This is a genomic window from Streptomyces sp. NPDC002076 (genome assembly GCF_053593835.1).
Map to the genome: position 1 here is coordinate 68794 of NZ_JBSFDI010000004.1, position 22944 is coordinate 91737.

General features: G+C 72.1%; 20 protein-coding genes and 1 riboswitch. Of the genes, 15 read left to right on the plus strand and 5 right to left on the minus strand.

The genetic code is table 11. From position 1 onward, the window contains the following. The first annotated feature begins 78 nt into the window (after window positions 1–78). Together trpD and ACWCQS_RS10000 are read left to right on the plus strand one after the other, a co-directional pair. Window positions 79–1143: an anthranilate phosphoribosyltransferase gene (gene trpD / locus ACWCQS_RS09995; protein ID WP_451003983.1), complete on the plus strand. Its 1065-nt coding sequence runs from the start codon at window positions 79–81 to the stop codon at window positions 1141–1143. A gap of 75 nt (window positions 1144–1218) precedes the next feature. Continuing rightward, a riboswitch (SAM riboswitch) is annotated at window positions 1219–1335 on the plus strand. Between the two features lie 159 nt (window positions 1336–1494). After that, window positions 1495–2856, plus strand: a complete 1362-nt coding sequence (locus ACWCQS_RS10000; protein WP_451003984.1) for an aminotransferase class V-fold PLP-dependent enzyme — start codon at window positions 1495–1497, stop codon at window positions 2854–2856. A 23-nt stretch (window positions 2857–2879) separates the two neighbouring features. Here the strand turns inward: ACWCQS_RS10000 and ACWCQS_RS10005 are convergent, their stop codons facing one another. Both ACWCQS_RS10005 and ACWCQS_RS10010 read right to left on the minus strand, forming a co-directional pair. Then, entirely contained in the window at window positions 2880–3161 is a 282-nt protein-coding gene (locus ACWCQS_RS10005; protein ID WP_388621543.1) for an Lrp/AsnC family transcriptional regulator, read from the minus strand. Further along, window positions 3158–3952 (minus strand): rhomboid family intramembrane serine protease, encoded by a 795-nt coding sequence (locus ACWCQS_RS10010; RefSeq protein ID WP_451003985.1) that lies wholly within the window; start codon window positions 3950–3952, stop codon window positions 3158–3160. Before ACWCQS_RS10010 ends, ACWCQS_RS10005 begins: the two co-directional genes overlap by 4 nt. Window positions 3953–4107: 155 nt before the next feature. On the opposite strand from ACWCQS_RS10010, the gene ACWCQS_RS10015 reads away from it, so the two are divergent. The 5 genes from ACWCQS_RS10015 to ACWCQS_RS10035 all read left to right on the plus strand — a co-directional run bounded on the left by ACWCQS_RS10015 (window position 4108) and on the right by ACWCQS_RS10035 (window position 9519). Beyond that, window positions 4108–4347: a hypothetical protein gene (locus tag ACWCQS_RS10015; RefSeq protein WP_014672226.1), complete on the plus strand. Its 240-nt coding sequence runs from the start codon at window positions 4108–4110 to the stop codon at window positions 4345–4347. 42 nt (window positions 4348–4389) lie between these two features. Continuing rightward, window positions 4390–5733: an NYN domain-containing protein gene (locus ACWCQS_RS10020; RefSeq protein WP_451003986.1), complete on the plus strand. Its 1344-nt coding sequence runs from the start codon at window positions 4390–4392 to the stop codon at window positions 5731–5733. Between the two features lie 212 nt (window positions 5734–5945). Further along, window positions 5946–6980, plus strand: a complete 1035-nt coding sequence (locus tag ACWCQS_RS10025; protein ID WP_451003987.1) for an NlpC/P60 family protein — start codon at window positions 5946–5948, stop codon at window positions 6978–6980. A gap of 288 nt (window positions 6981–7268) precedes the next feature. Further along, window positions 7269–8297: an NlpC/P60 family protein gene (locus ACWCQS_RS10030; protein ID WP_451003988.1), complete on the plus strand. Its 1029-nt coding sequence runs from the start codon at window positions 7269–7271 to the stop codon at window positions 8295–8297. 28 nt (window positions 8298–8325) lie between these two features. Next, the gene (locus tag ACWCQS_RS10035) at window positions 8326–9519 is read left to right on the plus strand and encodes a hypothetical protein (protein ID WP_451003989.1); all 1194 of its coding nucleotides are present in this window, start codon (window positions 8326–8328) and stop codon (window positions 9517–9519) included. 24 nt (window positions 9520–9543) lie between these two features. Here the strand turns inward: ACWCQS_RS10035 and ACWCQS_RS10040 are convergent, their stop codons facing one another. Beyond that, a complete protein-coding gene (locus ACWCQS_RS10040) occupies window positions 9544–10074 on the minus strand; it encodes a PadR family transcriptional regulator (protein WP_451003990.1) in 531 nt (176 codons plus the stop codon). 90 nt (window positions 10075–10164) lie between these two features. On the opposite strand from ACWCQS_RS10040, the gene ACWCQS_RS10045 reads away from it, so the two are divergent. Continuing rightward, complete coding sequence (locus tag ACWCQS_RS10045) at window positions 10165–11493, plus strand: MATE family efflux transporter (protein WP_451003991.1); 1329 nt, start codon at window positions 10165–10167, stop codon at window positions 11491–11493. Window positions 11494–12107: 614 nt separating this feature from the next. Here ACWCQS_RS10045 and ACWCQS_RS10050 read toward each other — a convergent pair. Continuing rightward, window positions 12108–13343 (minus strand): glycosyltransferase 87 family protein, encoded by a 1236-nt coding sequence (locus ACWCQS_RS10050; protein WP_451003992.1) that lies wholly within the window; start codon window positions 13341–13343, stop codon window positions 12108–12110. A gap of 117 nt (window positions 13344–13460) precedes the next feature. Here ACWCQS_RS10050 and ACWCQS_RS10055 point away from each other — a divergent pair, with 117 nt between their 5' ends. Together ACWCQS_RS10055 and ACWCQS_RS10060 are read left to right on the plus strand one after the other, a co-directional pair. Next, window positions 13461–14603, plus strand: coding sequence for a glycosyltransferase family 4 protein (locus ACWCQS_RS10055; RefSeq protein ID WP_451003993.1), 1143 nt, complete (start codon window positions 13461–13463; stop codon window positions 14601–14603). 175 nt (window positions 14604–14778) lie between these two features. Continuing rightward, window positions 14779–16401 carry a GMC oxidoreductase gene (locus ACWCQS_RS10060; protein ID WP_451003994.1) on the plus strand — a complete coding sequence of 541 codons (1623 nt, stop codon included), beginning with the start codon at window positions 14779–14781 and terminating at the stop codon, window positions 16399–16401. A 13-nt stretch (window positions 16402–16414) separates the two neighbouring features. On the opposite strand, the gene ACWCQS_RS10065 is transcribed toward ACWCQS_RS10060, so the two are convergent. Continuing rightward, entirely contained in the window at window positions 16415–18211 is a 1797-nt protein-coding gene (locus tag ACWCQS_RS10065) for an AMP-dependent synthetase/ligase (RefSeq protein WP_451003995.1), read from the minus strand. 296 nt (window positions 18212–18507) lie between these two features. On the opposite strand from ACWCQS_RS10065, the gene ACWCQS_RS10070 reads away from it, so the two are divergent. The 5 genes from ACWCQS_RS10070 (at window position 18508) to ACWCQS_RS10090 (ending at window position 22937) form a co-directional block, all read left to right on the plus strand. Further along, entirely contained in the window at window positions 18508–19320 is an 813-nt protein-coding gene (locus tag ACWCQS_RS10070; RefSeq protein ID WP_451003996.1) for a metallophosphoesterase family protein, read from the plus strand. 122 nt (window positions 19321–19442) lie between these two features. Next, entirely contained in the window at window positions 19443–19883 is a 441-nt protein-coding gene (locus ACWCQS_RS10075) for an SRPBCC family protein (RefSeq protein WP_388621519.1), read from the plus strand. Window positions 19884–20176: 293 nt separating this feature from the next. Further along, on the plus strand, window positions 20177–21352 hold the full coding sequence (locus tag ACWCQS_RS10080; RefSeq protein ID WP_451003997.1) for an ArsA family ATPase: 1176 nt from the start codon (window positions 20177–20179) through the stop codon (window positions 21350–21352). Window positions 21353–21412: 60 nt separating this feature from the next. Further along, window positions 21413–21916, plus strand: coding sequence for a DUF5304 domain-containing protein (locus tag ACWCQS_RS10085; protein ID WP_451003998.1), 504 nt, complete (start codon window positions 21413–21415; stop codon window positions 21914–21916). 67 nt (window positions 21917–21983) lie between these two features. Then, window positions 21984–22937, plus strand: coding sequence for an ROK family glucokinase (locus ACWCQS_RS10090; RefSeq protein WP_055705252.1), 954 nt, complete (start codon window positions 21984–21986; stop codon window positions 22935–22937). Window positions 22938–22944: the final 7 nt, after the last annotated feature.

Below are 22944 nucleotides of genomic sequence, written 5' to 3' on the forward strand. Positions count from 1 at the left end.
GGGAGGACGGGGCCCTTCGCCATGCCGGGGGATGGATAGGCTGGGTTCACACTGTTCTTACGACACCAGGAGCGGCTGATGAGCGCTGTGACCCCCGCTGGAGGCGACACCGCGGCGGGCCGTTCCTGGCCCGAGGTACTGAACGCCCTGCTGGAGGGCCGGGACCAGAGCGCGGACGCCACGGCATGGGCGATGGACCGGATCATGCGCGGGGAGGCGACGGACGCGCAGATCGCGGGGTTCGCCGTGGCCCTGCGCGCCAAGGGCGAGACGGTGGAGGAGATCACCGGGCTCGTCCGCGCGATGTACGCGCACGCGAACGTCATCGAGGTGCCGGGGGAGACCGTCGACATCGTCGGCACCGGTGGTGACGGTGCCAAGACGGTGAACATCTCCACGATGTCCGCGATCGTCGTCGCCGGCACCGGCGTGAAGGTCGTCAAGCACGGCAACCGTGCCGCGTCCTCGGCGTCGGGCGCGTCGGACGTGCTGGAGAAGCTGGGCGTCAATCTGAACCTCCCGCTGGAACGGGTCCCGCAGGTCGCGGAGGAGGCCGGGATCACCTTCTGCTTCGCGGTGAAGTTCCACCCGGCGCTGCGCCATGTCGCCGCCGCCCGTGGCCAGTTGGGCATCCGTACGACCTTCAACGTCCTCGGTCCGCTGACCAACCCGGCGAAGGTCCGCGCCCAGGCCGTAGGCGTGGCGGATCTGCGGATGGCCCCGATCGTGGCCGGTGTCCTCGCCGAGCGCGGCAACTCCTCCCTGGTCTTCCGCGGCGACGACGGCCTGGACGAGCTGACCACGACCGCCACCTCGCGGGTGTGGGTCGTCCGGGACGGCAAGGTCACCGAGGAGGCCTTCGACCCGAGGGACGTCGGCATCGACCTCGTCCCCGTGGAGGCTCTGCGCGGCGCGGACGCGTCGTACAACGCGGAGGTCGCCCGCCGTCTGCTCGACGGTGAGACAGGGGCCGTACGGGATGCGGTGCTGCTGAACTCGGCGGCGGCGCTCGTCGCTCTCGCGCCGACCGACGCACCGCTGCCGGAGCAGCTCCGGGCCGGTATGGCCAAGGCGGCGGAGTCCATCGACTCGGGCGCGGCGAAGCGGACGCTTGAGCGGTGGGTGGCGGCGAGCAACGCCTAGCGGTCACCGACGGTCGTCCCGCGATCCGGACGCGGGTTGCGGGGCGACGATCTTTTCCCGTACGTTCCTGTATCAGGTCATGAGTGACAGCCATTCGGCCCCGGCCGGCTGTCCGGCAACCCTCCGTCCGTGGCGGGGTGCCCCGGGTGAGGACCAGGCCGTAGGCAGCGAGGTCTACGGCAAGCGCGGACCCCTCGCGCGCTGCTGAGCGCGGGACCAGGGGTCCTGGTCATCGAGGGAGCCTTCCGTGAGCAAGCGAATGCGATAGGGCCGCCGAGCCCCGCCTCCGCATCCCCCTTTTCTCTTCTTCCCGTACGCCGTCTTCGGCGTACGTTCTCACGGGAGTTCCCCATGTCCGTCTTCACCGCTGCCGCCGACCAGTCCGTTTGTGCCCCGCTGCCCGTTCTGGGCCGGGATGTCACCGTCCCGCTCGTCACCGGCGGCGAGGTCACCTACGCGGCCCTCGACTACGCGGCCAGCGCCCCCGCCCTCCAGCGCGTCTGGGACGACGTGGCCGCCTACGCGCCGTACTACGGCAGCGTCCACCGGGGTGCCGGCTATCTCTCCCAGCTCTCCACCGACCTGTTCGAGAACGCCCGCAGGACGGTCGCCGAATTCCTGGACTGCCGCCCCGACGACCAGCTGGTCTTCACCCGCTCCACGACCGACTCCCTGAACCTCCTGGCCCGCGCCCTCCCGGCCGGCTGCCAGGTCTTCGTCTTCGAGACCGAGCATCACGCCTCCCTGCTGCCCTGGCAGGACGCCCAGGTCAGCTACCTCGACGCCCCGCGCACCCCGCAGCAGGCCGTCACGACCCTGGAGCGCGCTCTCGCCGACCGCGACCCGCACGGCCCGGCCCTGGTCTGCGTCACCGGCGCCTCGAACGTCACCGGCGAGCTGTGGCCCGTACGGGAGCTGGCGGCAGCCGCCCACGCGCACGGTGCCCGGACCGTCCTGGACGCCGCCCAGCTGGCCCCGCACCACCCCGTGTCCGTCCGGGACCTGGACGTCGACTGGGTCGCCTTCTCGGGGCACAAGCTGTACGCCCCCTTCGGCTCCGGTGTCCTGGCCGGCCGCGCCGACTGGCTGCGCGCGGCCGAGCCCTACCTGGCGGGCGGGGGCGCGAGCCGCAAGGTGGCCCGGCGCCGGGACGGCGGCGTGGACGTGGAGTGGCACGAGAGTGCCGCCCGGCATGAAGCGGGGTCACCCAATGTGATCGGCGCCTACTCCATCGCGTCGGCCTGCAAGGCGCTCACCGAGGCCGGCTGGGACGGCCTGGTCGCGCGCGAGCGGCACCTGATCGCCAGGGTCCGCGCGGGCCTGGCAGAGGTCCCCCAGGTGAGGGTGCTGTCCCTCTTCGGCGACGACGCCCCGCGCGTCGGCGTGCTCTCCTTCGTCGTCGAGGGCTGGAACAGCTCCCATTTCGCCGCGGCCTTGTCCGCCGAGTACGGCATCGGCGTCCGCGACGGCCTGTTCTGCGCCCACCCCCTGGTCCGCACCCTGCTCGGCAGCGACCCCGAGACCCAGGGCGAATGCGGCGCCCCCGAGGCCGCGCCGGGCGAGAAGTCCCTCAACGCCATCCGCGTGAGCTTCGGCGCGGGCACCCCCGACGAGCACGTCGACCGCTTCGTCACGGCGGTCCGGGAACTCGTGACCGAGGGCGCGAAGTGGACGTACCGGACCGAGGACGGCCGCTGCGTACCGGCGGTGTGATCAGCGGCTGAGCGGCGCAGCCCCTAGTTGTCCAGGCCGATCGAGAACGCCGCTTCCAGGTCGTGCGTCGAGTAGGTGCGGAACGCCACATGCGTGTCCGTGCCCTCGACGCCGGGGATCTTGCTGATCCGGCCGGGGATGACATCGGCGAGATCATCGTGCTGCCGCACCCGGACCATCGCGATCAGGTCATACGTGCCGGTGACGGAGAAAACCTCGCTCACCGACTCCAGCGAAGCGATCTGCTCCGCGATCTCGGGGATCCGGTCCACGCTGGTCTTGATGAGGACGATCGCGGTGATCACGGCTGGTTCTCTCCCTCGGGGGCCGGAGCTGGGGCGCACTTCACTCTAGCCGCCCGCCCGTCTCCCACCACCGCCCTTCCCAGGCCGCCCTTCGGGCCCTTCCTTCTGCCGTAACGCACCCACGCGTAACCGAAGCCCAGACCGAAGCCGACGAGGTGGGCCAGATACGCCACCCCGGGCCCGCCCGAGCTCTGCTCCGCCGCCGCCCACTGCAGCGCCGCCCAGAACGGCAGCACGATCCACGCGGGAAACCGCAGTGGCAGGAAGAACAGAAAAGGCAGAAGACTGGTCACACGGGCGCGCGGGAACAGGTAGAGGAACGCTCCGAGGACCGCCGAGATCGCCCCGGACGCGCCCACCAGCGACTGCTCGGAGGTGGCGTTGGCGGCCGCGTAGCCGAGCAGGGCGAGATAGCCGCAGCCGACGTAGAAGAGGGTGAACGCGACCCGGCCCATCCGTTCCTCGGTCATCGCGCCGAAGACGAAGAGGAAGAGCATGTTGCCGAGCAGATGCACCCAGCTGCCGTGCACGAACAGGGCCGTGGCCGGGGTCAGGGCCTCGCGCACCGGTCTGGCGAACAGATCGGCCGGCACCACGCCCCAGCTCCGAAAGTACGCCCGCTGTGCGGCGAGCAGGCCGTCCCCGGAGCCGTACGCCGGGGTGAGCCCCGAGGCCGGGCCCAGGACGAAGAGCAGACAGCACAGGGCGATGAGGCCGTACGTCATGGGTGCTGATGTGCTCCGGACCGCTCTGCAGGCCCTGCCGGCCGCCGTGCTCCACGCGCTGATCATGACTACAGAGCATGACGTAACGGGACGCACGCTGACAGACTGCCTCGCCGCCTTGGACGGACCAGCGGCGAGTTGCCGCCAGGCCGTAGGGTTACGGCCACACGCGTCGGCCGGCGGCGCGGTGAGCGACTACGAGAAGGAAGCGGACAGCCACGATGACGGTTCCCCTGCCGACCGCCACCACCCGATGGCGCTGCACCCTGTGCGGCAACCTCACCCGGTTCGACGTGACGCGTTCCTCGAAGGTCGTCGAGTACGTCCACCTCGATCTGGCCGGCGAGCCGACCGTGGAGGAGCGCGAGGTGGTCAGTGAGACCATCGAGTCGGTGCGGTGCCGCTGGTGCAACGCGGTGGACCAGGTGGAACTCGTGGACAGGCCGGGTGCCGGCTCCTGAGCGGAGCGGCCCCGAAGAAGTCGAAGTAGTGGGGTGTGACGGATGGTGGAGACCGCAGGCGGGGGGCCGGACGACGGCACCGCTGAGGTGCTTGACCGTCCGCTGCCCGACGGTGTGCGCCGCCGGGTCGTCCAGATCGTCTCGGAGGCCTTCGGCGGGCTGACCATGTCCGAACTGCCCGCCCAGCTGAGGCAGTACGCCCGGTTCGCCCCCAATCGCCGGGCCAAGTTCGCCGGAAACGCGATGGCCGCGGCGCTGGAGACCGATGCGCTGTTCCGGCAGCGGATCGGGGAGAAGTTCAGAGAGGCGCAGCCGGAACTCGCCGGCGCCCTCGACTCCGGCTCGCCGCTCCCGGCCGCGGACCCGCTCGACGTGGCGGCCGCGGCCTACGTAGTGCGCCCGGCGGGCTGGGTGAAGCTGGTCACCGCGGCCGGCGAGGAGGTCCAGCGCGCGGACGCCGAGCGCGCCGACGAGGAGAGCCGGGCCGAGCTGGAGCGGCTGCGCGCCGAGCTGGCCCAGGCCCGCGAGCACACCCGCGCCGAGACCGAACGGCTGCGTACGGAGCTGGAGTCGGCGAAGAGGGAAGGGGAATCGCTTCACCGAAAGCTCCGGGCCGCCCTCAGCGACGTCAAGCGGGGCGAGGCCGCCCTGCGCAAGGCCCAGGGCGAGATGGACGCCCTGCGCGCCGAGGCGCACCTGCAGGTGTCGGCCGCAGAGAGCGAGTCCCGCCGGCTCAAGGCCCGCCTCGGCGAGGCGGAGGCCGCGCTGGAGGCCACCCGCCGCGCCGCCCGCGAGGGCCGCAGTGTGGAGGACATGCGGGTACGGCTGCTGCTCGACACCCTGCTGGATGCCACCCAGGGCCTCAGGCGCGAACTCGCCCTGCCACCCGTGTCCGTGCGGCCCGCCGAGACCGTGGATGCGGTCGAACCGGGACGAATGACACCGAAGGACATCGCGGCGCGCGCCCTGTCGGAAAACGACCCGGCCATTCTCGACCAGTTGCTGGCGCTGCCGCAGGCGCATCTGGTCGTCGACGGCTACAACGTCACCAAGACCGGCTATCCGCAGATGCCGCTGGAGAAGCAGCGGCTGAGGCTCCTCGGCCAGCTCTCCGCGCTCGCCGCGCAGACCGGCGCCGAGGTGACCTGTGTCTTCGACGGCGCCGAACTGGCCGCCCCGGTGCTGCTGGCGCCGCCGCGCGGGGTGCGGGTGCTGTTCTCCAAGCCGGGTGTCACGGCCGACGAGCTGATCCGGCAGCTCGTGCGTGCGGAGCCGCCGGGCCGTCCGGTCATCGTCGCCTCCACCGACCGTGAGGTGGCCGACGGGGTCGCCAGGGCGGGCGCCCGTCCGGTCGCCTCTGCGGTGCTTCTCAAGCGACTGTCCTGAAGGTCCAAAGGGCATATGCAATGCCCGAATTAGCCGGATCGTCACGCAACGTAGTGTCAACCACGCCTCACCCCATGTGACTTGTGTGCAAAGAATGCATTGTGTGACGAGGTTTTTTGGTGTGAGGATTTGAACTGATCACAAGTGGGTCACTAGGGTCTGGGCTCGAACCTCCGAACGGGTGATCACTCACAAGAAGGAGTTCGTCCTCCGTGGCGTCCCACCGTCGACCCAAGCAGCAGAGTCGCGCTCGCGTGACCGTGCTGACCACCGCAGCAGCCGCCGCCGTCGTCCTGAGCGCGAACGCCGCCAATGCCGCGCCGAGCCAGAAGCTCACCAAGGACCAGGTCAAGGCCAAGGTCGACAAGCTCTATCAGGAGGCCGAGCAGGCCTCCGAGAAGTTCGACGGGGCGAAGGAGAAGCAGCAGAAGCTGCAGAAGGAAATATCCACGATCCAGGACAACGTCGCCCGCGGTCAGCAGGAGCTGAACAAGCTGCGCGACGGCCTGGGTTCGCTGGCCACCTCGCAGTACCGCTCCGGCGGCATCGACCCTTCGGTCCAGCTCTTCCTGTCCTCCAACCCGGACGACTTCCTCGACAAGGCCTCCACGCTCGACCAGTTGAGCGCCCAGCAGGTCGACGCGCTGAAGAAGATCCAGGACAAACAGCGCGAACTCGCCCAGGAGCGCGCCGAGGCCGCCGACAAGCTCAAGGACCTCTCCTCCACGCGCACCGAGCTGGAGCAGAAGAAGAAGGAAGTCCAGGGCAAGCTCGCCGACGCCCAGAAGCTCCTCAACAGCCTGACGGCCAAGGAGAAGCAGGAGCTGGCCGCCCAGCAGGCGCGCGCCGACCGCTCCTCCAGCCAGCGCGTGAACCTCGGCGACGCCCCGCCCGCCTCCGGCCGCGCCGCGGCGGCCTTCTCCGCCGCCCAGAGCGTGATCGGCTCGCCCTACGTCTACGGCGCCTCCGGCCCGTCCTCCTTCGACTGCTCGGGCCTGACCTCCTGGGCCTACGCCCAGGCCGGTGTCTCCATACCGCGCACCTCCCAGGCGCAGGCCACCATCGGCACCCGGATCTACGACCAGAGCCAGCTCAAGGTCGGCGACCTGGTGTTCTTCTACGGCGACATCCATCACGTGGGCCTGTACGCCGGCAACGGCCAGGTGCTGCACGCCCCGCACACCGGTGCCGTGGTCCGCTACGAGTCGATGTCCGACATGCCGTTCCAGTTCGGCGTCCGGGTCTGACACCTCCGGCGGGCACCGCCCCGCGAAACCGGGTCTGATACCCGCGAGTTCCGGCGGGAAACGCTCGCACGGGGGCGCCCGAACGGGCGAATCCCCTGGACCGGAACTGACTCCACGCCCCGCCACTGACCTGGGTCAGCGGCGGGGCGACAGCGTTTGTCGCCGCGACGGCCGTTGGTCGGGCCCCTCGCGCACGGCTACTGTCTGCCGCGCGTTTCCCCGGCGCCGGGGCCTCCCCGTCCCCAGGCGCCGGGGAAGCGGTCACTGTTCGCCAGCAGAAGGACTGCCGTGGGGTCTCATCGCCGCTTTGCCTCTTCCGGATTCGACCGGGGCGCCGTCGCCCTGTGTGTCCTGTCGGCCGCGGCCGGCGCGCTAGGCGCCGTACCGGCGCACGCGGCGCCGCGCACCGACACCCGTGCCGAGGTGGACCGGCTCTACCAGGAGGCCGAGCGGGCGACCCAGGCCTTCGACAAGGCCCAGGAGCGGGCCGGCACCCTGCGCCGCGAGGTGCGCGACGCCCAGGACCACATCGCCCGGCAGCAGCAGCGCGTCAACGCCCTGCGCGAGCAGCTGGGTTCGCTGGCCGGCGCCCAGTACCGCGCGGGCGGCATCGCCCCGGCCGTCGCCCTGCTCTTCTCCGACGACCCCGACGACTATCTCGACAAGGCGTCCACCCTCGACCGCATCACCACCCAACAGGCCGGACAGCTCCGGGAGTTGCAGGCGGCGCTGCGGGAACTCGCGCAGGAGCGCACGGAGGCGGCCGGGAAGCTCGCCGCGCTGGAGAGCAGCCGCAAGGCCGTGGCCGCGCACAAGCGGACCGTGGAGACGAAGCTCGCCAAGGCCCAGCAACTGCTCGACACGCTCCCGGCCGCCGAGCGCGCCGCGTTCGGCCGGGCCTCGCGCTCCGACGACTCCGGCCGCGTGGACCTGCCCGGCCTGCCGGACCTGACCGGCGCCGTCGCCCCCGACGCCCGCGCCGCCGCCGCGGTGGCCGCCGCCCGCTCCGCCCTCGGCCGGCCGTATGTGTGGGGCGCGAGCGGCCCCTCCGGCTTCGACTGCTCGGGCCTGATGCAGTGGTCGTACGCGCACGCCGGAATCCAGCTGCCGCGCACCTCGCAGGAGCAGCGCTTCGCCGGCCGGCAGCTCCCGCTCTCCCAGGCCCGCCCCGGTGACCTGGTGATCTACCGCTCCGACGCCAGCCATGTGGGGATGTACGTGGGCAACGGCCAGGTCATCCACGCCCCCTATCCGGGCGCCGCGGTGCGCTACGACCCGGTCGGGATGATGCCGATCTCCTCGGTCACCCGGCCCTGACCGCGCCGCGCGCCGTTACGATCGGGAAATGGCTGGTCGCAGGCGGGCGTGGAATATCGGGGCGGTGGGGCTCGGGCTGCTGCTGCCCCTGGCCGGCTGCGGCGGCACCCCGGCCGACTCCGCCCGCACCGAGGTGCAGCACCTGCTCGACCGGCGCTCGGCCGCGCTGCTCGGCCACGACGAGACGGCGTACGGGGCGACGGGCACCCGCACCGAGTACACCCGGCTGCGCGCCCTCCCGCTGGCCTCCTGGGCCTACCGGGTCACCGCCGTGCACCGCACCTCCGCCGGAGCCACCGCCGACGCCGACCTGAGCTACCGCGTCGCCGGGTACGACAAGGCCCCCGTCGACGCCCGCCGCATCCTCACCCTGGGCCGCACCGCCGACGGCAAGTGGTACGTCACCGCCGACCGGCCCGCGCAGGACGCCGGGCAGCAGCTGTGGGACCAGGGCCCGGTGACCGCCGTCAAGGGCGCCCACAGCCTGGTCCTGGGCACCGGCCGGACGGCCGTCCAGCTGCGCGGATACGCCACGCTGGCCGACCGCGCCGTACCGGCCGTCTCCCGGGCCTGGGGCACCGACTGGACCCGCCATGTGGTCGTCCTCGTCCCGCGGTCCCTGCAGGGCATGGCGGGACTGCTCGGCTCACCCGCCGCCAACTACCGGGGGATCGCCGCCGTCACCACCGGCGAGGCGGGGGGCTCGGGCAAGGCGCCCGCGGACCGGGTGGTCGTCAACCCGGAGGCGTACGCCATCCTCGGCGACCTCGGCAAGCAGGTCGTGCTCACCCACGAGACCACCCATGTGGCCACCCGCGCGCACACCACCGCCGCGACCCCGCTGTGGCTCTCCGAGGGCTACGCGGACTGGATCGGCTACCTCGGCACCGGCCGCACTCCCACCGAGGCCGCGCCGGAACTCACCCACGCCGTCCAGGACGGCCACCCGCCCACCGAGCTCCCCACCGACAAGGACTTCGGCTTCACCAGCGACCCGGCCGAGCTCGCCCAGGCCTACGAGGGGGGCTGGCTGGCCTGCCGGATGATCGCCGACCACTGGGGCGCGGCCCGGCTCGGCGCCTTCTACCGCGCCGTCGGCGGCCATCAGCAGCGGGCGGGCGCGGTCGAGGCCGCGCTGAAGTCGGTGCTGGGCACCACACCGCAGGCGTTCACCGAGCTGTGGCGGGAGTATGTGCGGGCGCAGCTGATCCGCACCGAGTGACGACGGGCCCCCTTCTCCAGCAGGTCAGCCGGATGCGCTGAGCGTCTCGATGGCCTCGCCCAGCCAGGCCCGCTCCGCCTTCCCGGTGGCCCGGGCGACCCGCAGCATGCCCTCGCGGAACAGGTCCCCGGCCTCCTCCGCGCGCACCGGCTCGCCCTGCCGGTAGAAGAAGCTCGCCGGGGCCTGGAGGAAGTCCAGCCGGCGGCGCAGCACCGCGGTCTGGGCGGCGGGGTCGTCCAGGTGGCGCAGGAAGGCCAGGAGCGTGTTGAAGCGGACTTGGTCGGTGATCTCCGCCTGCTTGGGGTCGCGCAGCCGCGCGAGCAGCTCCTGCCGGCCCGCGGCCGTCAGGGACAGCACCCGGCGCGGGGCGGCGCTCGCGCCTTCCTCGGTGCGCTGGTCGAGCAGTCCGGCGGCGACGAGCCGGTTGATGGCCGGATAGAGCGCGCCGTCGCTGACCGGGCGGACATGGCCGCTCAGCGCCTTGATGCGCTCCTTCAGCTCGTAACCGTGCAGCTCTTCCTCGGCCAGGAAGCCCAGGATCGACAACTCCAGCACGCGCTCTCCTCCTTGCAGCGGCCTCGGGAGTCATGCTAGCTCTTATCGAGCTACCTCGTTTCGAGGTAGCTCGACAAGAGGAGCCATCTGGTGAACGCCCACCGCAAGCAGCTCATAGCCCTCGCCCACCCCGTCTACCTCTCCCTGCTCGCCTCGGTGGCCTCCGGGATCATCAACACCGTCTGGGTCTCCCGGCTCGGCGGCCCCGCCGTCGCGGCCGTGGCCGTCGCCACCAACACCGAGAACGTGCTGCTCGGTATCGCGCTGGTCTTCGCCTCCGGTACGACCGTGTCGGTGGCGCACGCCAGAGGGGCCCGGGACCCGGCCGCCGTACGGGCCGCCGTGCGCGGTGGGTGGGCCCTGTGCGCGCTGGTGACACCGGTGGTCGCGATCGGCGGCCTGCTGCTGCGCGGGCCGCTGGCCGGACTGGTCCTCGGCGGCGGCGGCGGCGACGGCGCGGCCCGGGGCCTGGCCACCGCCTACTTCGCGATCTCCCTGCCCGGCATGACCGTCTTCTTCGCCCAGCAGCTCGTCGACGGAATCCTCAAGGGCACCGGCGACACCCGCACCCCCATGCGCCTCGCCCTCCTCGCCAACGGGCTGATCCTGCTCTGCGACCCCGTCCTGATCCACCTGTACGGCGTCCGGGGCGCCGCCGCCTCCACCGTGCTGTGCCGCGCCGTGGCCCTCGTGGTGGGCCTGCGCGCCCTGCGCCGCAACGCCCTGCTGCGGACGGCGGCCGAGGTCCCGCCCGCCGCACCGGCCCGGGCCGCCCTGCGCCGTGCGCTCGCCACGGGCCTGCCCATGTCCGCCGACTTCACCGTGCGCCAGAGCGGAGCCCTGGTGCTGGTGGCGATCGTGGCCCGGCTCGGGGTGACGGCGGTGGCCGCCTACGCCATCGCCTACAAGGTCATGTACGTCGCCACCATGGCCTTCTACGCCGTACGCCAGGCCGCCGCGATCCACACCGCGCACACCAGGGGCGCGGGCGCGGACGCGCGGCGGGACATCGGCCGGCAGGCGGTGCTGGTCTCCGGTGCCCTGGGCCTGACCGCCTCCGCGGTGCTCGCCGCGACCGCCCCCTGGATCATGGCCGCCTTCGGCGCCGGGCCCGAAGTCGCCCACCAGGGCGCGCTGTTCCTGCGCTGTGCCGGTCCCTATCTGCTGCTGATGGCCTGCTTCATCGCGCTCGGCGGGGTCTTCGAGGGCGGCGGCGGAGCACCGGCGCTGCTCCGGGTCACCCTGCTCGGCACGGCCGTCCAGCTGCCCCTGGCCCACGCCCTCGGCGGCCTCGGCCTGCCCGGCATCTGCCTGGCACTGGCGCTCGCGATGGCCGTGCAGTGCGCGGCGGTGGCGGCACTGCTGCGGAGGACCGGCCGACACGAGGAGACCGGACAGCCTCTGGCCCGCGCGGGGTGAGCCGGAAGTCGGCGGCATGGTCGAGGGCCGAGGAGGCCACCGGGGTGTTCCTGGCGCTGATCCGGGTGGGGCCGCGTGGCCCGGTCGGTGGGGCGGTCCACGGCGCGGCGAACCGGGGTCTCCCGGTGGCCGGGGCTGCTGTGGCCTGTCGGGAGGTGCGGGAGCGGCGCCGGCGGCATGGCCGAGGGCCGACGAGCTGGCGGTGACGGGTGAGCCGGGAGCAGGGGGCTGCGCGGCCCGGTCGGTGGGGCGGTCCACGGCGCGGGGGCCGGGGTCTCTCGGCGGCCGGGCTGCTGTGGCCTGTCGGGAGGTGCGGGAGCGGCGCCGGCGGCATGGGCGAGGGCCGACGAGCTGGCGGTGACGGGTGAGCCGGGAGCAGGGGGCTGCGCGGCCCGGTCGGTGGGGCGGTCCACGGCGTGATGGCCGAGGTCTCGCGGTGGCTGGGGCTGCTGTGACCTGCCGGGTGTCGTGTGGGGATCGGCGAGGTCTGTGTGGGCGCCGCGGACGTTGTGGTCGCTCGGGTGTCGTGAGTCGCCGGCTTGTCCTCGGTGTGGGGCGGCCTCGTCAGGGGGAGACCGTGGTCTGTCGAGGCCGGGAGGCTGGGGTCGGCCTGGTCAGGGGGAGACCGGTGCCTGCCGGGGACGGGCCGGCTGCGGCGGCAGTGGCGCGGCGGGGGCCGGGGGCACCGTCGAGGCCCACAGCCGGCGGGCCGCCGTGATCGAGGCGACGACCAGCAGGCCGTTGCGCAGCGCCAGCAGCAGCACGCCGTACCGGTCGCTCATCACCACATGCCCGAAACCGAGCGGGAACTCCAGGACCGTCAGAAAGGACGCGGCCACCACCATCAGCGCGGGCGCCCCCATCCGGCTCGCCCGGTACGACACACAGACCGCGGCCAGGCCGACCAGCCACACCAGGTACTGCGGGCTGATCACCCGGCTGGTGACCGTGAACAGCAGGACGGCGGTGAAGGCCGCGTCCGCGAGGGTGTGCGGCGCCCTGCGGGTCATGCACAGCCGCCACAGCAGCAGCCAGCCGAACGCGGTCACGGTCAGCGCCAGCGCCACCGCGCTGACCTGGTCCACATGCGGACCGATGAACTCGAGCGACCCGTAGTTCAGCAGCACCTGGCCCTGCCACCCGAAGTGCCGGGCCACATGGAAGACCAGCGCGCCCAGCGACTCCACCTCGGTGCCCCGGTCCCGCTGGAAGGTCAGGAAGGCGAACGCGCCCGGCATGGACACCGAGAACAGCGCCGCCAGGCCCGCCGAGGTCACCGCCGCCGACCACCACGCCCGCCGCCGCACCGCACCGACCAGCAGCAGCGCCGGCCACACCTTCAGCAGCGCCCCGAACGCCGTCAGCGCGCCCATCACCCGGGGCCGCCGGGCCCCGGCCAGCAGCGCCGCCACGGCCACCGCGGTCACCATCACGTCGTAGCGGGCGTACACCGTCGGCCCGAGCAGCGGAACGCCCGCCACCCACACCCAGGCCCCGCGCAGGGAGCGGCCGGGGCGCCGGCCCGGATGCACCAGCAGCGCCAGGACGACCACGTCGGCGAGGAACGCCAGCACGAAGAAGGCATGCGCGTACGACAGGAAGGGCAGGACGGCGGGGGAGAGGATCGGCAGGGCGGCGGCCGGCGGGTACTGCCAGGTCACGTCGTCCAGCGGAAACGTTCCCTGGCGCAGCACCTCGTACCAGCCCCGGTAGGTCACCGACACGTCGGCGGTGACGTCCGGGCCGGGGAAGACGTACACCTGGAAGACGAACAGCAGCAGCACCGCACGGGTGACAACCCAGGTCGCGAGCAGCCATGCCAGGGACCGCCAGGCGCCTCTCGTCTCCACGTGATCCCCTGCCGTTCGACTTCGGGTCGGCCACCATGATGTCGTGCGTGTCTGTGCGCATGCCACAGACTCGGCCGCACCTGGCTCCGGACGGACGATTCGGTAGGGTCGGCGGCGATGCACAAGACCCTGATCGTGACCAACGACTTCCCGCCCCGGCCGGGCGGCATCCAGGCCTTCCTGCACAACATGGCCCTCCGCCTGGACCCCGGCCGGCTGGTCGTCTACGCCTCCACCTGGAAGCGAAGCCGGGCGGGCATCGAGGCCACGGCCGCCTTCGACGCCGAGCAGCCCTTCACCGTCGTACGCGACCGTACGACCATGCTGCTGCCGACCCCCCAGGCGACCCGGCGGGCGGTCGGCCTGCTCCGCGAGCACGGCTGCACCTCGGTGTGGTTCGGCGCGGCGGCCCCACTCGGCCTGATGGCGCCGGCCCTGCGCAAGGCAGGCGCGCAACGGCTGGTGGCCACCACCCACGGCCACGAGGCCGGCTGGGCCCAGCTGCCCGCCGCCCGGCAACTGCTGCGCCGGATCGGGGAGTCGACGGACACGATCACCTATCTGGGTGAGTACACGCGGTCGAGGATCGCCACGGCACTCACCCCGGCGGCGGCCGCCCGCATGGTCCAGCTGCCGCCGGGCGTGGACGAGAAGACCTTCCACCCCGGCTCCGGCGGCGACGAGGTCCGCGCCCGCCTCGGCCTCACCGACCGCCCGGTCGTGGTCTGTGTCTCCCGGCTGGTCCCGCGCAAGGGCCAGGACACCCTCATCCAGGCCATGCCCCGCATCCTCGCCGCCGAGCCCGACACCGTCCTGCTCATCGTCGGCGGCGGCCCCTACGAGCAGGACCTGCGCCGGATGGCCACCGAGACCGGCGTCGCCGACTCCGTCCGCTTCACCGGCTCCGTCCCCTGGTCCGACCTGCCGGCCCACTTCGGCGCCGGCGACGTCTTCGCCATGCCCTGCCGAACCCGGCGAGGCGGCCTGGACGTGGAGGGCCTCGGCATCGTCTACCTGGAGGCCTCGGCGACGGGCCTGCCGGTGGTGGCGGGCGACTCGGGCGGCGCCCCGGACGCGGTGCTGGACGGGGAGACCGGGTGGGTCGTCAGGGGAGGCTCCCCCGAGGAGGCGGCCGACCGCATCGTGCCCCTGCTGGCTGATCCGGAGCTGCGCAGGAGGATGGGCGAGCGAGGCCGCCAGTGGGTCGAGGAGAGGTGGCGCTGGGACCTACTCGCCGAGAAACTCAAAGACTTGCTGTAGGGGTAGCCAACCCAGGGGCGCGGGGCTGTATCGATATGCGGCTCTGCCGCGTGGGCGCGATCAACCACGGACCACCCGCAGTCGTCGTCCCAGCGAACTCCTCTCCCCAGATGGCGTCTTTACGCTTGGCGGAACCCCATAATCCGCCCATGCTGCGCCCATGACTCCAAACCTGATGAGACGTCAGCTGACAAGACGTCACATACTTGGCATGGCCGCACTGCAGACCGCGGCCACCCTCGGCTTCACCCGCATAGGACTCCAGTCGGCCCGGGCCGCCGAGCCCGACGCAGTCGAATCCGCTCCGGCGGTGGTCATCGGCTCCGGCTACGGCGGCGCCGTCGCCGCCCTCCGCCTCGGCCAGGCCGGCATCCGTACCCTCGTCCTCGAAATGGGCCGCCTGTGGAACACCACGGGCAGCGACGGCAAGATCTTCTGCTCCACCTCCGCCCCCGACCAGCGCTCCATGTGGTTCCGCACCCGCACCGAGGCCCCGCTCGCCACCTTCCTCTGGCTGGACGTGGTCAACAAGGACATCGGCGCCTATCCCGGCGTCCTGGACCGCGTCCACTACGACAACATGTCCGTCTACGTCGGCCGCGGCGTCGGCGGCGGCTCCCTCGTCAACGGCGGCATGGCGGTCACGCCCCTGAAGTCGTACTTCACCGAGCAGTTCCCGACCGTGGACGCCGACGAGATGTACGGCACCTACTACCCCCGCGCCCGCGCCATGCTCGGCGTCAACACGATCGACCCGGCCTGGTTCGAGTCCACCGACTGGTACCGGTTCACCCGCACCTCCCGGAAGGCCGCCGGCAACGCGGGCCTGAGGACCACCTTCGTGCCGAACGTCTACGACTTCGGCTACATGCAGCAGGAGGCCGCCGGCACGGCCACGAAGTCCGCGCTGGCCGGCGAGGTCATCTACGGCAACAACCACGGCAAGCGCAGCCTCGACAAGACCTATCTGGCCGCCGCCCTCGGCACCGGCAACGTCACCATCCACACCCTGGAGAAGGTGAGGTCCGTCAGCCGGGCGGCCGACGGGTCGTACACCCTGACCGCCGACCGGATCGACAGCACCGGCGCGGTCGTCGAGACCAAGAGCTACGGCTGCACGTATCTCTTCCTCGGCGGGGGCAGCCTCGGCACCACCGAACTCCTCGTCCGCGCCCGCGACACCGGCACCCTGCCGGACCTGGACCCCGCCGTGGGCGCCGGCTGGGGCACCAACGGCAACACCATGCTCGGCCGTGCCAACCACGTCTGGGACACCGTCGGAGCCGACCAGGCCACCATGCCCGTCATGGGCATCGACGACTGGGCCAACGCCGACAACCCGGTCTTCGCCGAGATCGCCCCGCTGCCCATGGGGTTCGAGCACTGGATCAGCCTCTACCTGGCGATCACCAAGAACCCCGAACGGGCCTCCTTCACCTACGACTCCGCCTCCGGCACGGTGAAGCTCGGCTGGAGCGCCGCCCAGAGCGCGGTGTCGGTGAGCATGGCCAAGAAGCTGTTCGACCGCATCAACCTGGCCAACGCGACCATCTACCGCTACGACCTGTTCGGCTCCGTCAGCAAGGTCTTCGCGGACGACTTCACCTACCACCCGCTGGGCGGCTGCGTCCTCGGGAAGGCCACCGACGACTACGGCCGGGTGAAGGGGTACTCACACCTCTACGTCACCGACGGCTCGCTCGTGCCCGGCAACATCGGCGTGAACCCCTTCGTCACCATCACCGCGCTCGCCGAACGCACGATGGCGCGGGTCCTCGCCGAGGACACCGCGCCATGAGCCGACTGCCGGACTACTTCTGGTAGATGGCCTCGATCTCGTCCGCGTAGTCCTTCGCCACCACGTTCCGCTTGAGCTTCAGCGACGGGGTGAGGTGGCCCGACTCCTCCGTGAACTGGGAGGGCAGAATGCGGAACTTCCGCACCGATTCCGCCTTCGACACCGCGGCGTTGCCGTCGTCGACCGCCGCCTGGATCGCCGTGAGCAGATCCGGGTCGTCCTTCAGCGACGCCGCGGTGGAACCCGCCGGCTTGCCGTGCTCGGCGCACCAACGGCCAAGGAACTCCTCGTCGATGGTGACCAGCGCGCCCACGAACGGCCGCCCGTCGCCGACCACCATGCACTCCGCGACCAGCGCGTGCGCCCGGATCCGGTCCTCGATCACCGCGGGCGCCACGTTCTTGCCGCCCGCCGTGACGATGATCTCCTTCTTCCGGCCGGTGATCCTGAGGTAGCCGTCCTCGTCCAGGGTGCCGATGTCCCCGGTGTGGAACCAGCCGTCGGCCAGCGCCTCCGCGGTCGCACCCGGGTTGTTCCAGTACTCCTTGAACAGGTGCTCGCCGTGCAGCAGCACCTCGCCGTCGTCCGCTATCCGGATCACCGAGCCGGGCAGCGGCTGGCCGACCGTGCCGATCTTCTGCCGGTCCCACGGGTTGAACGCGGTCGCCGCGCAGGACTCGGTCAGGCCGTAGCCCTCCAGCACGGTGAAGCCGATGCCCCGGAAGAAGTGGCCGAGCCGCTCGCCCAGCGGGGCGCCGCCGGAGATGGCGTACTCGCCCCGGCCGCCGAGGACCGCGCGCAGCTTGCTGTAGACCAGCTTGTCGAAGACCTTGTGCTTGACCTTCAGGCCGAACGCCGGGCCGGAGGCGGTGTCCAGCGCCTTGCTGTAGGCGATCGCGGTGTCCGCCGCCTTGTCGAAGATCGCGCCCTTGCCGTCCGCCTGCGCCTTGGCGCGCGCAGTGTTGTAGACCTTCTCGAAGACACGCGGGACACCGAGGATCAGCGTCGGCCGGAAGGCGGCCAGCTCGTCGGTGAGGTGCTTGATGTCCGGGACGCAGCCCAGCTTGATCGGCGCCATCATCGGCGCGATCTGCACCAGGCGGCCGAAGACGTGCGCCAGCGGCAGGAAGAGCAGGACCGAGCACTCGCCGGTACGGAACAGGGGACGCAGCCGCTCCACGATGTTGCCGCACTCGGCGAAGAAGCTGCGGTGGGTGAGCACACAGCCCTTGGGGCGGCCGGTGGTACCGGAGGTGTACACGATGGTCGCCGGGTCGTCGGCCCGGGCGAGCGAGCTGCGCTCCTCGACGGTCCCGTCCGACACGTCCTGGCCGAGCCGCCCGAGCTCCTCCACACCGCCGGCCTCGATCTGCCAGACGTGCTTGAGGGCGGGCAGCGACTCGCGCACCGACTCCACGGCCGCCGCGTGGCCCGGCAGCTCCACGATGCAGGCGGTCGCGCCCGAGTCGGACAGGATCCACTGCACCTGCTCCGGCGAACTGGTCTCGTACACCGGCACGGTGACCGCGCCCGCGCTCCAGATCGCGAAGTCGAGCAGCGTCCACTCGTACCGGGTGCGGGACATCAGGCCCACCCGGTCGCCCGGCTGGACGCCGGAGGCGATGAGACCCTTGGCGGCGGCGCGCACCTCGGCGAGGAACGCGGCGGCCGTCACGTCCTGCCAGACACCGCCCACCTTGCGGGCGATGACGGCGACGTCGGGATGCTGCGCGGCGTTTCTGCGGACGATGTCGGTCAGGTTGCCGTCCGCAGGGACCTCGTACAAAGCCGGAAGGCTGAACTCGCGCAAGACTGCTGCTCCTCATAGGGCGCCGGCGCCACGACACTGTGTGATGCGACGGTGCGGTCCAAGGCTCGGGCAGGTGCTCGGGAATTCAGCTGTTGAAATCCAGAGCACGACTGGACTGCCCGGACGTTACCCGCCGGTATGGCGTTCGGGACAGGGGTTCCCGGTGAGATGTTCGCTGCGTCACACACGTTGGCGTTCCTTCGCGCACAGTAGTCCACGGCCGAACCGACCGGCGAGTAACCGCAGGCCGGACCGACACTGTTCACGCACACCGCACACGCCTACGCTTGATCGCCATGGCACCCACACCCTCCGGTAACCGAAGCGCCGGACATCGCAGGACGCGCGTCCACGTGGTCAGCGACGTGCACGGCAACGCCCGGGACCTGGCGCGCGCGGGCGAGGGTGCGGACGCGTTGATCTGCCTGGGCGACCTCGTCCTCTTCCTCGACTACGCCGACCACTCGCGCGGCATCTTCCCGGACCTGTTCGGCAAGGAGAACGCCGACCGCATCGTCGCGCTGCGCACCGCCCGGCGCTTCGAGGAGGCCCGGGAGTTCGGCGCCCGGCTGTGGGGCGGCATCGGCATGGACCGGGCCGCGGCGATCGAGAAGGCGGTGCGCAAGCAGTATGCCGAGATGTTCGCCGCGTTCCCGACCCCGACGTACGCCACCTACGGCAATGTCGACATGCCGCCACTCTGGAAGGAGTACGCCCACCCCGGCACCACCGTGCTCGACGGCCAGCGGGTGGAGATCGGCGGCTGGACCTTCGGGTTCGTCGGGGGCGGGTTGCGCACGCCCATGCGGACGCCGTACGAGATCAGTGACGAGGAGTACGCGGCGAAGATCGAGGCGGTCGGCGAGGTCGACGTGCTGTGCACGCACATCCCGCCGGAGGTGCCCGAACTGGTCTACGACACCGTGGCGCGCCGCTTCGAGCGGGGCAGCCGCGCGCTGCTGGCCGCGATCCGCCGCACCAGGCCGCGCTATTCGCTCTTCGGCCACGTCCACCAGCCGCTCGCGCGCCGGATGCGGATAGGCGCGACCGAGTGCGTGAACGTGGGCCACTTCGCGGGGACGGGCCGCCCCTGGGCGCTCGAATGGTGACCGGTTGATGGTGGGTGGGACATGGGGTGAAGGCGGCAGGTCGGCGGCGCGGTAGCCTTCACGCTGCACACACGTGCGCACGACGACCTCTGTACCGGCCCGCATCTGGAGGAGCCACGGCGATGGCGGAACACACCAGCTCGAGCATCACCATCGAGGCGGCACCGGCCGACGTCATGGGGGTGATCGCCGACTTCGCCCGCTACCCGGACTGGACGGGCGAGGTGAAGGAGGCGGAGGTCCTCAAGACCGACGACCAGGGCCGTGCCGAGCAGGTCCGGCTCGTCATGGACGCGGGGGCGATCAAGGACGACCAGACGCTGGCCTACACCTGGACCGGCGACAACGAGGTCTCCTGGACCCTGGTCAAGTCCCAGATGCTCCGCTCCCTGGACGGCTCGTACATCCTCAAGCCCACGGGCCCTGCCACCACGGAGGTCACCTACCTCCTCACCGTGGACGTCAAGATCCCCATGCTCGGCATGATCAAGCGCAAGGCGGAGAAGGTCATCATCGACCGTGCCCTGGCAGGCCTGAAGAAGCGGGTGGAATCGCCCGAGTAACCCCCCGACGCCGGGCCGCGAGCGCGGGAGCCGTGCGGCTACACGCGCCGCGCCCCCCCCGCCCAGCCGCGGGCAGTCGTGCCGCTGGGGCGGCACGGGTGGGCGCTGGGGCCCCCTCTGGGGGAGGCAACCCGTCAGCGCCGGGCTGCGCGACCCACCCCCGGCCGGTCGCAGCTCAGGGAGCCGTCCGGTACCGCAACCACGGGCGCCGTCCCACAACGCGCCGTCCGATACCGCAGCTCCGGGCGCCGCCCAGCACCCCGTCCGCCCGCCCTCCGTTACCGTTCAGCCTCATGCGCACCATCCTGATCACGGGCCCGGGCGGCGGCGGTCGTACGACCATCGCCGCCGCCACCGCACAGCGCGCCGCAGGCGACGGCGTCCGCACGCTGCTGCTGAGTGCCGACCGCACCGACAGCCTCGGCGCCGCGCTGGGTTCCGCGACGGGACCGGTGCCGGAGGAAGCCGCGGCGAACCTCACCACCTGGCGGCCCGACGCCGTCGACCGCTTCCGGCAGGACCTCACCGCCTTCCAGAGCCGCGCAGCCACCGTCCTCGACCTGCTCGGCGCCGCCCGGCTGGACGCCGAGGAGGTCACTCCACTGCCCGGCGCCGAGGAGCTGTCCTTCCTGCGGGCCGTCAGGGACGCGGCGCTGTCCGAGCGCTACGACCTGCTCGTCGTGGACCTCCCGCCGCTCCCGCAGGCCCTCGCCCTGCTCGCCCTCCCCGAGGAGCTGCGCCGCTATCTGCGCCGCCTCCTCCCACCCGAGCGGCAGGCGGCCCGCGCCCTGCGCCCGGTCCTCGGCCGCCTGGCCGGCGTGCCGATGCCGTCCGACTGGCTCTACGAGACGGCCGCCCGCTGGGACGTCGAACTCGCCGCCGTCGAGGCCGTCCTCGCCGACCGCAACACCGCCGTACGCCTGGTCGCCGAACCCGGCCCGGCCGGCGCCGACGCCGTACGGACCGCGGGCCTCGGCCTCGCCCTGCGCGGCCTGCGCACCGAGGCCCTGATCGCCAACCGCACCCTGCCCGAGACCGACCCGGACAGCCTGCTCGCCGGACTCCTCGCCCAGCAGCGCAAGACCCTCGCCGACTGGCAGGAGCAGCCCTACGGCGTCCACCCCGTCCCGCACCTCGGCCACGACCCGCGCGGCGCCGACGACCTCACCGCCCTCGGCGTACCGCCCGTCAATCCGGCGCCCGCCCCGGTCGAGTGGCCCGTCACCGACCACAGGAGCGACGACGGCGTACTGGTCTGGCACATCCCGCTGCCCGGCGCCATACGGGACGAGCTGGACCTGATCCGGCGCGGCGACGAGCTGGTGATCACCGCGGGCCCGTTCCGGCGGATCGCCCCGCTGCCCTCCGCCCTGCGCCGCTGCACCGTCGCCGGGGCCGGTCTGCGCGAGGGCGAGCTGCGCATCCGCTTCGCCCCGGATCCCGACCTGTGGCCCGTCACCGGACGGTGATGATCCGGGTACGCCCGTTCGGGTAACGTCGTAAAGGCGAACCGTAGTCAGGAGTCCGCCATGAGCGAAGAGCGTCCCGCACCCGACTCGCACGAGGAATACGAGGAACAGGCGCGGCGGGCGACCGACGCCGACGCCTGGGCCACCGCCTGCGCCGAGGACCTCGCCGCCGAGAAGGCCCGCCGCCGCGCCGAGCACGGGCCACAGCCGGGCTCGGCCGCCGAGGAACTGAAAAGACTCGTGGACACGGTGGCCGACAAGCTCTCCGGCCTCCCGTCACCGCTCCTCGGCGGCCTCGCCGGACCCGCCGCCCAGCAGGTGGTGCGCCAGGTCGTCCAGCAGGCCAAGGCCGCCGTCGAGCCCGTCATAGACCGCAACCCGGACGTCTTCGACCACCTGGCCGCGGCCGGCGGCGAACTGCTCGCCGCCTACCGCTCCGCCGTCCAGGCCCAGGAGCGCCGCTGGACCGCCCGCACCGCCGACGACCTGACCCGCGAGGCGCAGGACGACGGGCGGGACCGGGGCGAGGGCACCGGCCCGGGGGAGCGGATCGACCTGGACTGAAGCGCTTTCCCGGCAGGGCCTCGGGTACGGTTGGCCGTAGCGGGGCTCGACCGAAACTGAGGGATTCATGGGACTCACCATCGGCGTCGACATCGGCGGCACCAAGATCGCGGCCGGCGTGGTCGACGAGGAAGGCAACATCCTCTCGACCTTCAAGGTGCCGACCCCCACCACGCCCGAGGCCATCGTGGACGCCATCGCCTCGGCGGTGGAGGGTGCGCGCGCCGGGCACGAGATCGTCGGCGTGGGCATCGGTGCGGCCGGTTACGTCAACCGGCAGCGCTCGACGGTGTACTTCGCGCCGAACATCGACTGGCGCCAGGAGCCGCTGAAGGAGAAGGTCGAGGCCCGCGTGGGCCTCCCGGTCGTGGTCGAGAACGACGCCAACGCCGCCGCCTGGGGCGAGTACAAGTTCGGCGCCGGCAAGGGCCACCGCAACGTCATCTGCATCACGCTCGGCACCGGTCTCGGCGGCGGCATCATCATCGGCAACAAGCTGCGCCGCGGCCACTTCGGCGTGGCCGCGGAATTCGGCCACATCCGGATGGTCCCGGACGGCCTGCTGTGCGGCTGTGGTTCGCAGGGCTGCTGGGAGCAGTACGCCTCCGGTCGCGCGCTCGTCAGATACGCCAAGCAGCGCGCCAACGCCACCCCGGAGAACGCCGAGATCCTGCTCGGCCTCGGCGACGGCACCCCGGACGGCATCGAGGGCAAGCACATCTCCATGGCCGCACGCCAGGGCGACCCGGTGGCCGTCGACTCCTACCGTGAGCTGGCCCGCTGGGCCGGCGCGGGCCTGGCCGACCTCGCCTCCCTCTTCGACCCGTCCGCGTTCATCGTCGGCGGCGGCCTCTCCGACGAGGGTGAACTGGTCCTCGACCCGATCCGCAAGTCCTACAAGCGCTGGCTGGTCGGCGGCAACTGGCGCCCGGTGGCCGACGTGATCGCCGCCCAGCTCGGCAACAAGGCGGGCCTCGTCGGCGCGGCGGACCTGGCCCGGGAGCCCGACCCGATCATGTAGTGGGGTC

What these genes read in the sequence shown, in the direction of transcription:
- trpD (WP_451003983.1), top strand. Translation starts at nt 79, where the DNA reads ATGAGCGCTGTGACCCCCGCTGGAGGCGACACCGCGGCGGGCCGTTCC.
- ACWCQS_RS10000 (WP_451003984.1), top strand. Translation starts at nt 1,495, where the DNA reads ATGTCCGTCTTCACCGCTGCCGCCGACCAGTCCGTTTGTGCCCCGCTG.
- ACWCQS_RS10010 (WP_451003985.1), bottom strand. Translation starts at nt 3,952, where the DNA reads ATGATCAGCGCGTGGAGCACGGCGGCCGGCAGGGCCTGCAGAGCGGTC.
- ACWCQS_RS10015 (WP_014672226.1), top strand. Translation starts at nt 4,108, where the DNA reads ATGACGGTTCCCCTGCCGACCGCCACCACCCGATGGCGCTGCACCCTG.
- ACWCQS_RS10020 (WP_451003986.1), top strand. Translation starts at nt 4,390, where the DNA reads ATGGTGGAGACCGCAGGCGGGGGGCCGGACGACGGCACCGCTGAGGTG.
- ACWCQS_RS10035 (WP_451003989.1), top strand. Translation starts at nt 8,326, where the DNA reads ATGGCTGGTCGCAGGCGGGCGTGGAATATCGGGGCGGTGGGGCTCGGG.
- ACWCQS_RS10055 (WP_451003993.1), top strand. Translation starts at nt 13,461, where the DNA reads ATGCACAAGACCCTGATCGTGACCAACGACTTCCCGCCCCGGCCGGGC.
- ACWCQS_RS10060 (WP_451003994.1), top strand. Translation starts at nt 14,779, where the DNA reads ATGAGACGTCAGCTGACAAGACGTCACATACTTGGCATGGCCGCACTG.
- ACWCQS_RS10070 (WP_451003996.1), top strand. Translation starts at nt 18,508, where the DNA reads ATGGCACCCACACCCTCCGGTAACCGAAGCGCCGGACATCGCAGGACG.
- ACWCQS_RS10075 (WP_388621519.1), top strand. Translation starts at nt 19,443, where the DNA reads ATGGCGGAACACACCAGCTCGAGCATCACCATCGAGGCGGCACCGGCC.
- ACWCQS_RS10080 (WP_451003997.1), top strand. Translation starts at nt 20,177, where the DNA reads ATGCGCACCATCCTGATCACGGGCCCGGGCGGCGGCGGTCGTACGACC.
- ACWCQS_RS10085 (WP_451003998.1), top strand. Translation starts at nt 21,413, where the DNA reads ATGAGCGAAGAGCGTCCCGCACCCGACTCGCACGAGGAATACGAGGAA.
- ACWCQS_RS10090 (WP_055705252.1), top strand. Translation starts at nt 21,984, where the DNA reads ATGGGACTCACCATCGGCGTCGACATCGGCGGCACCAAGATCGCGGCC.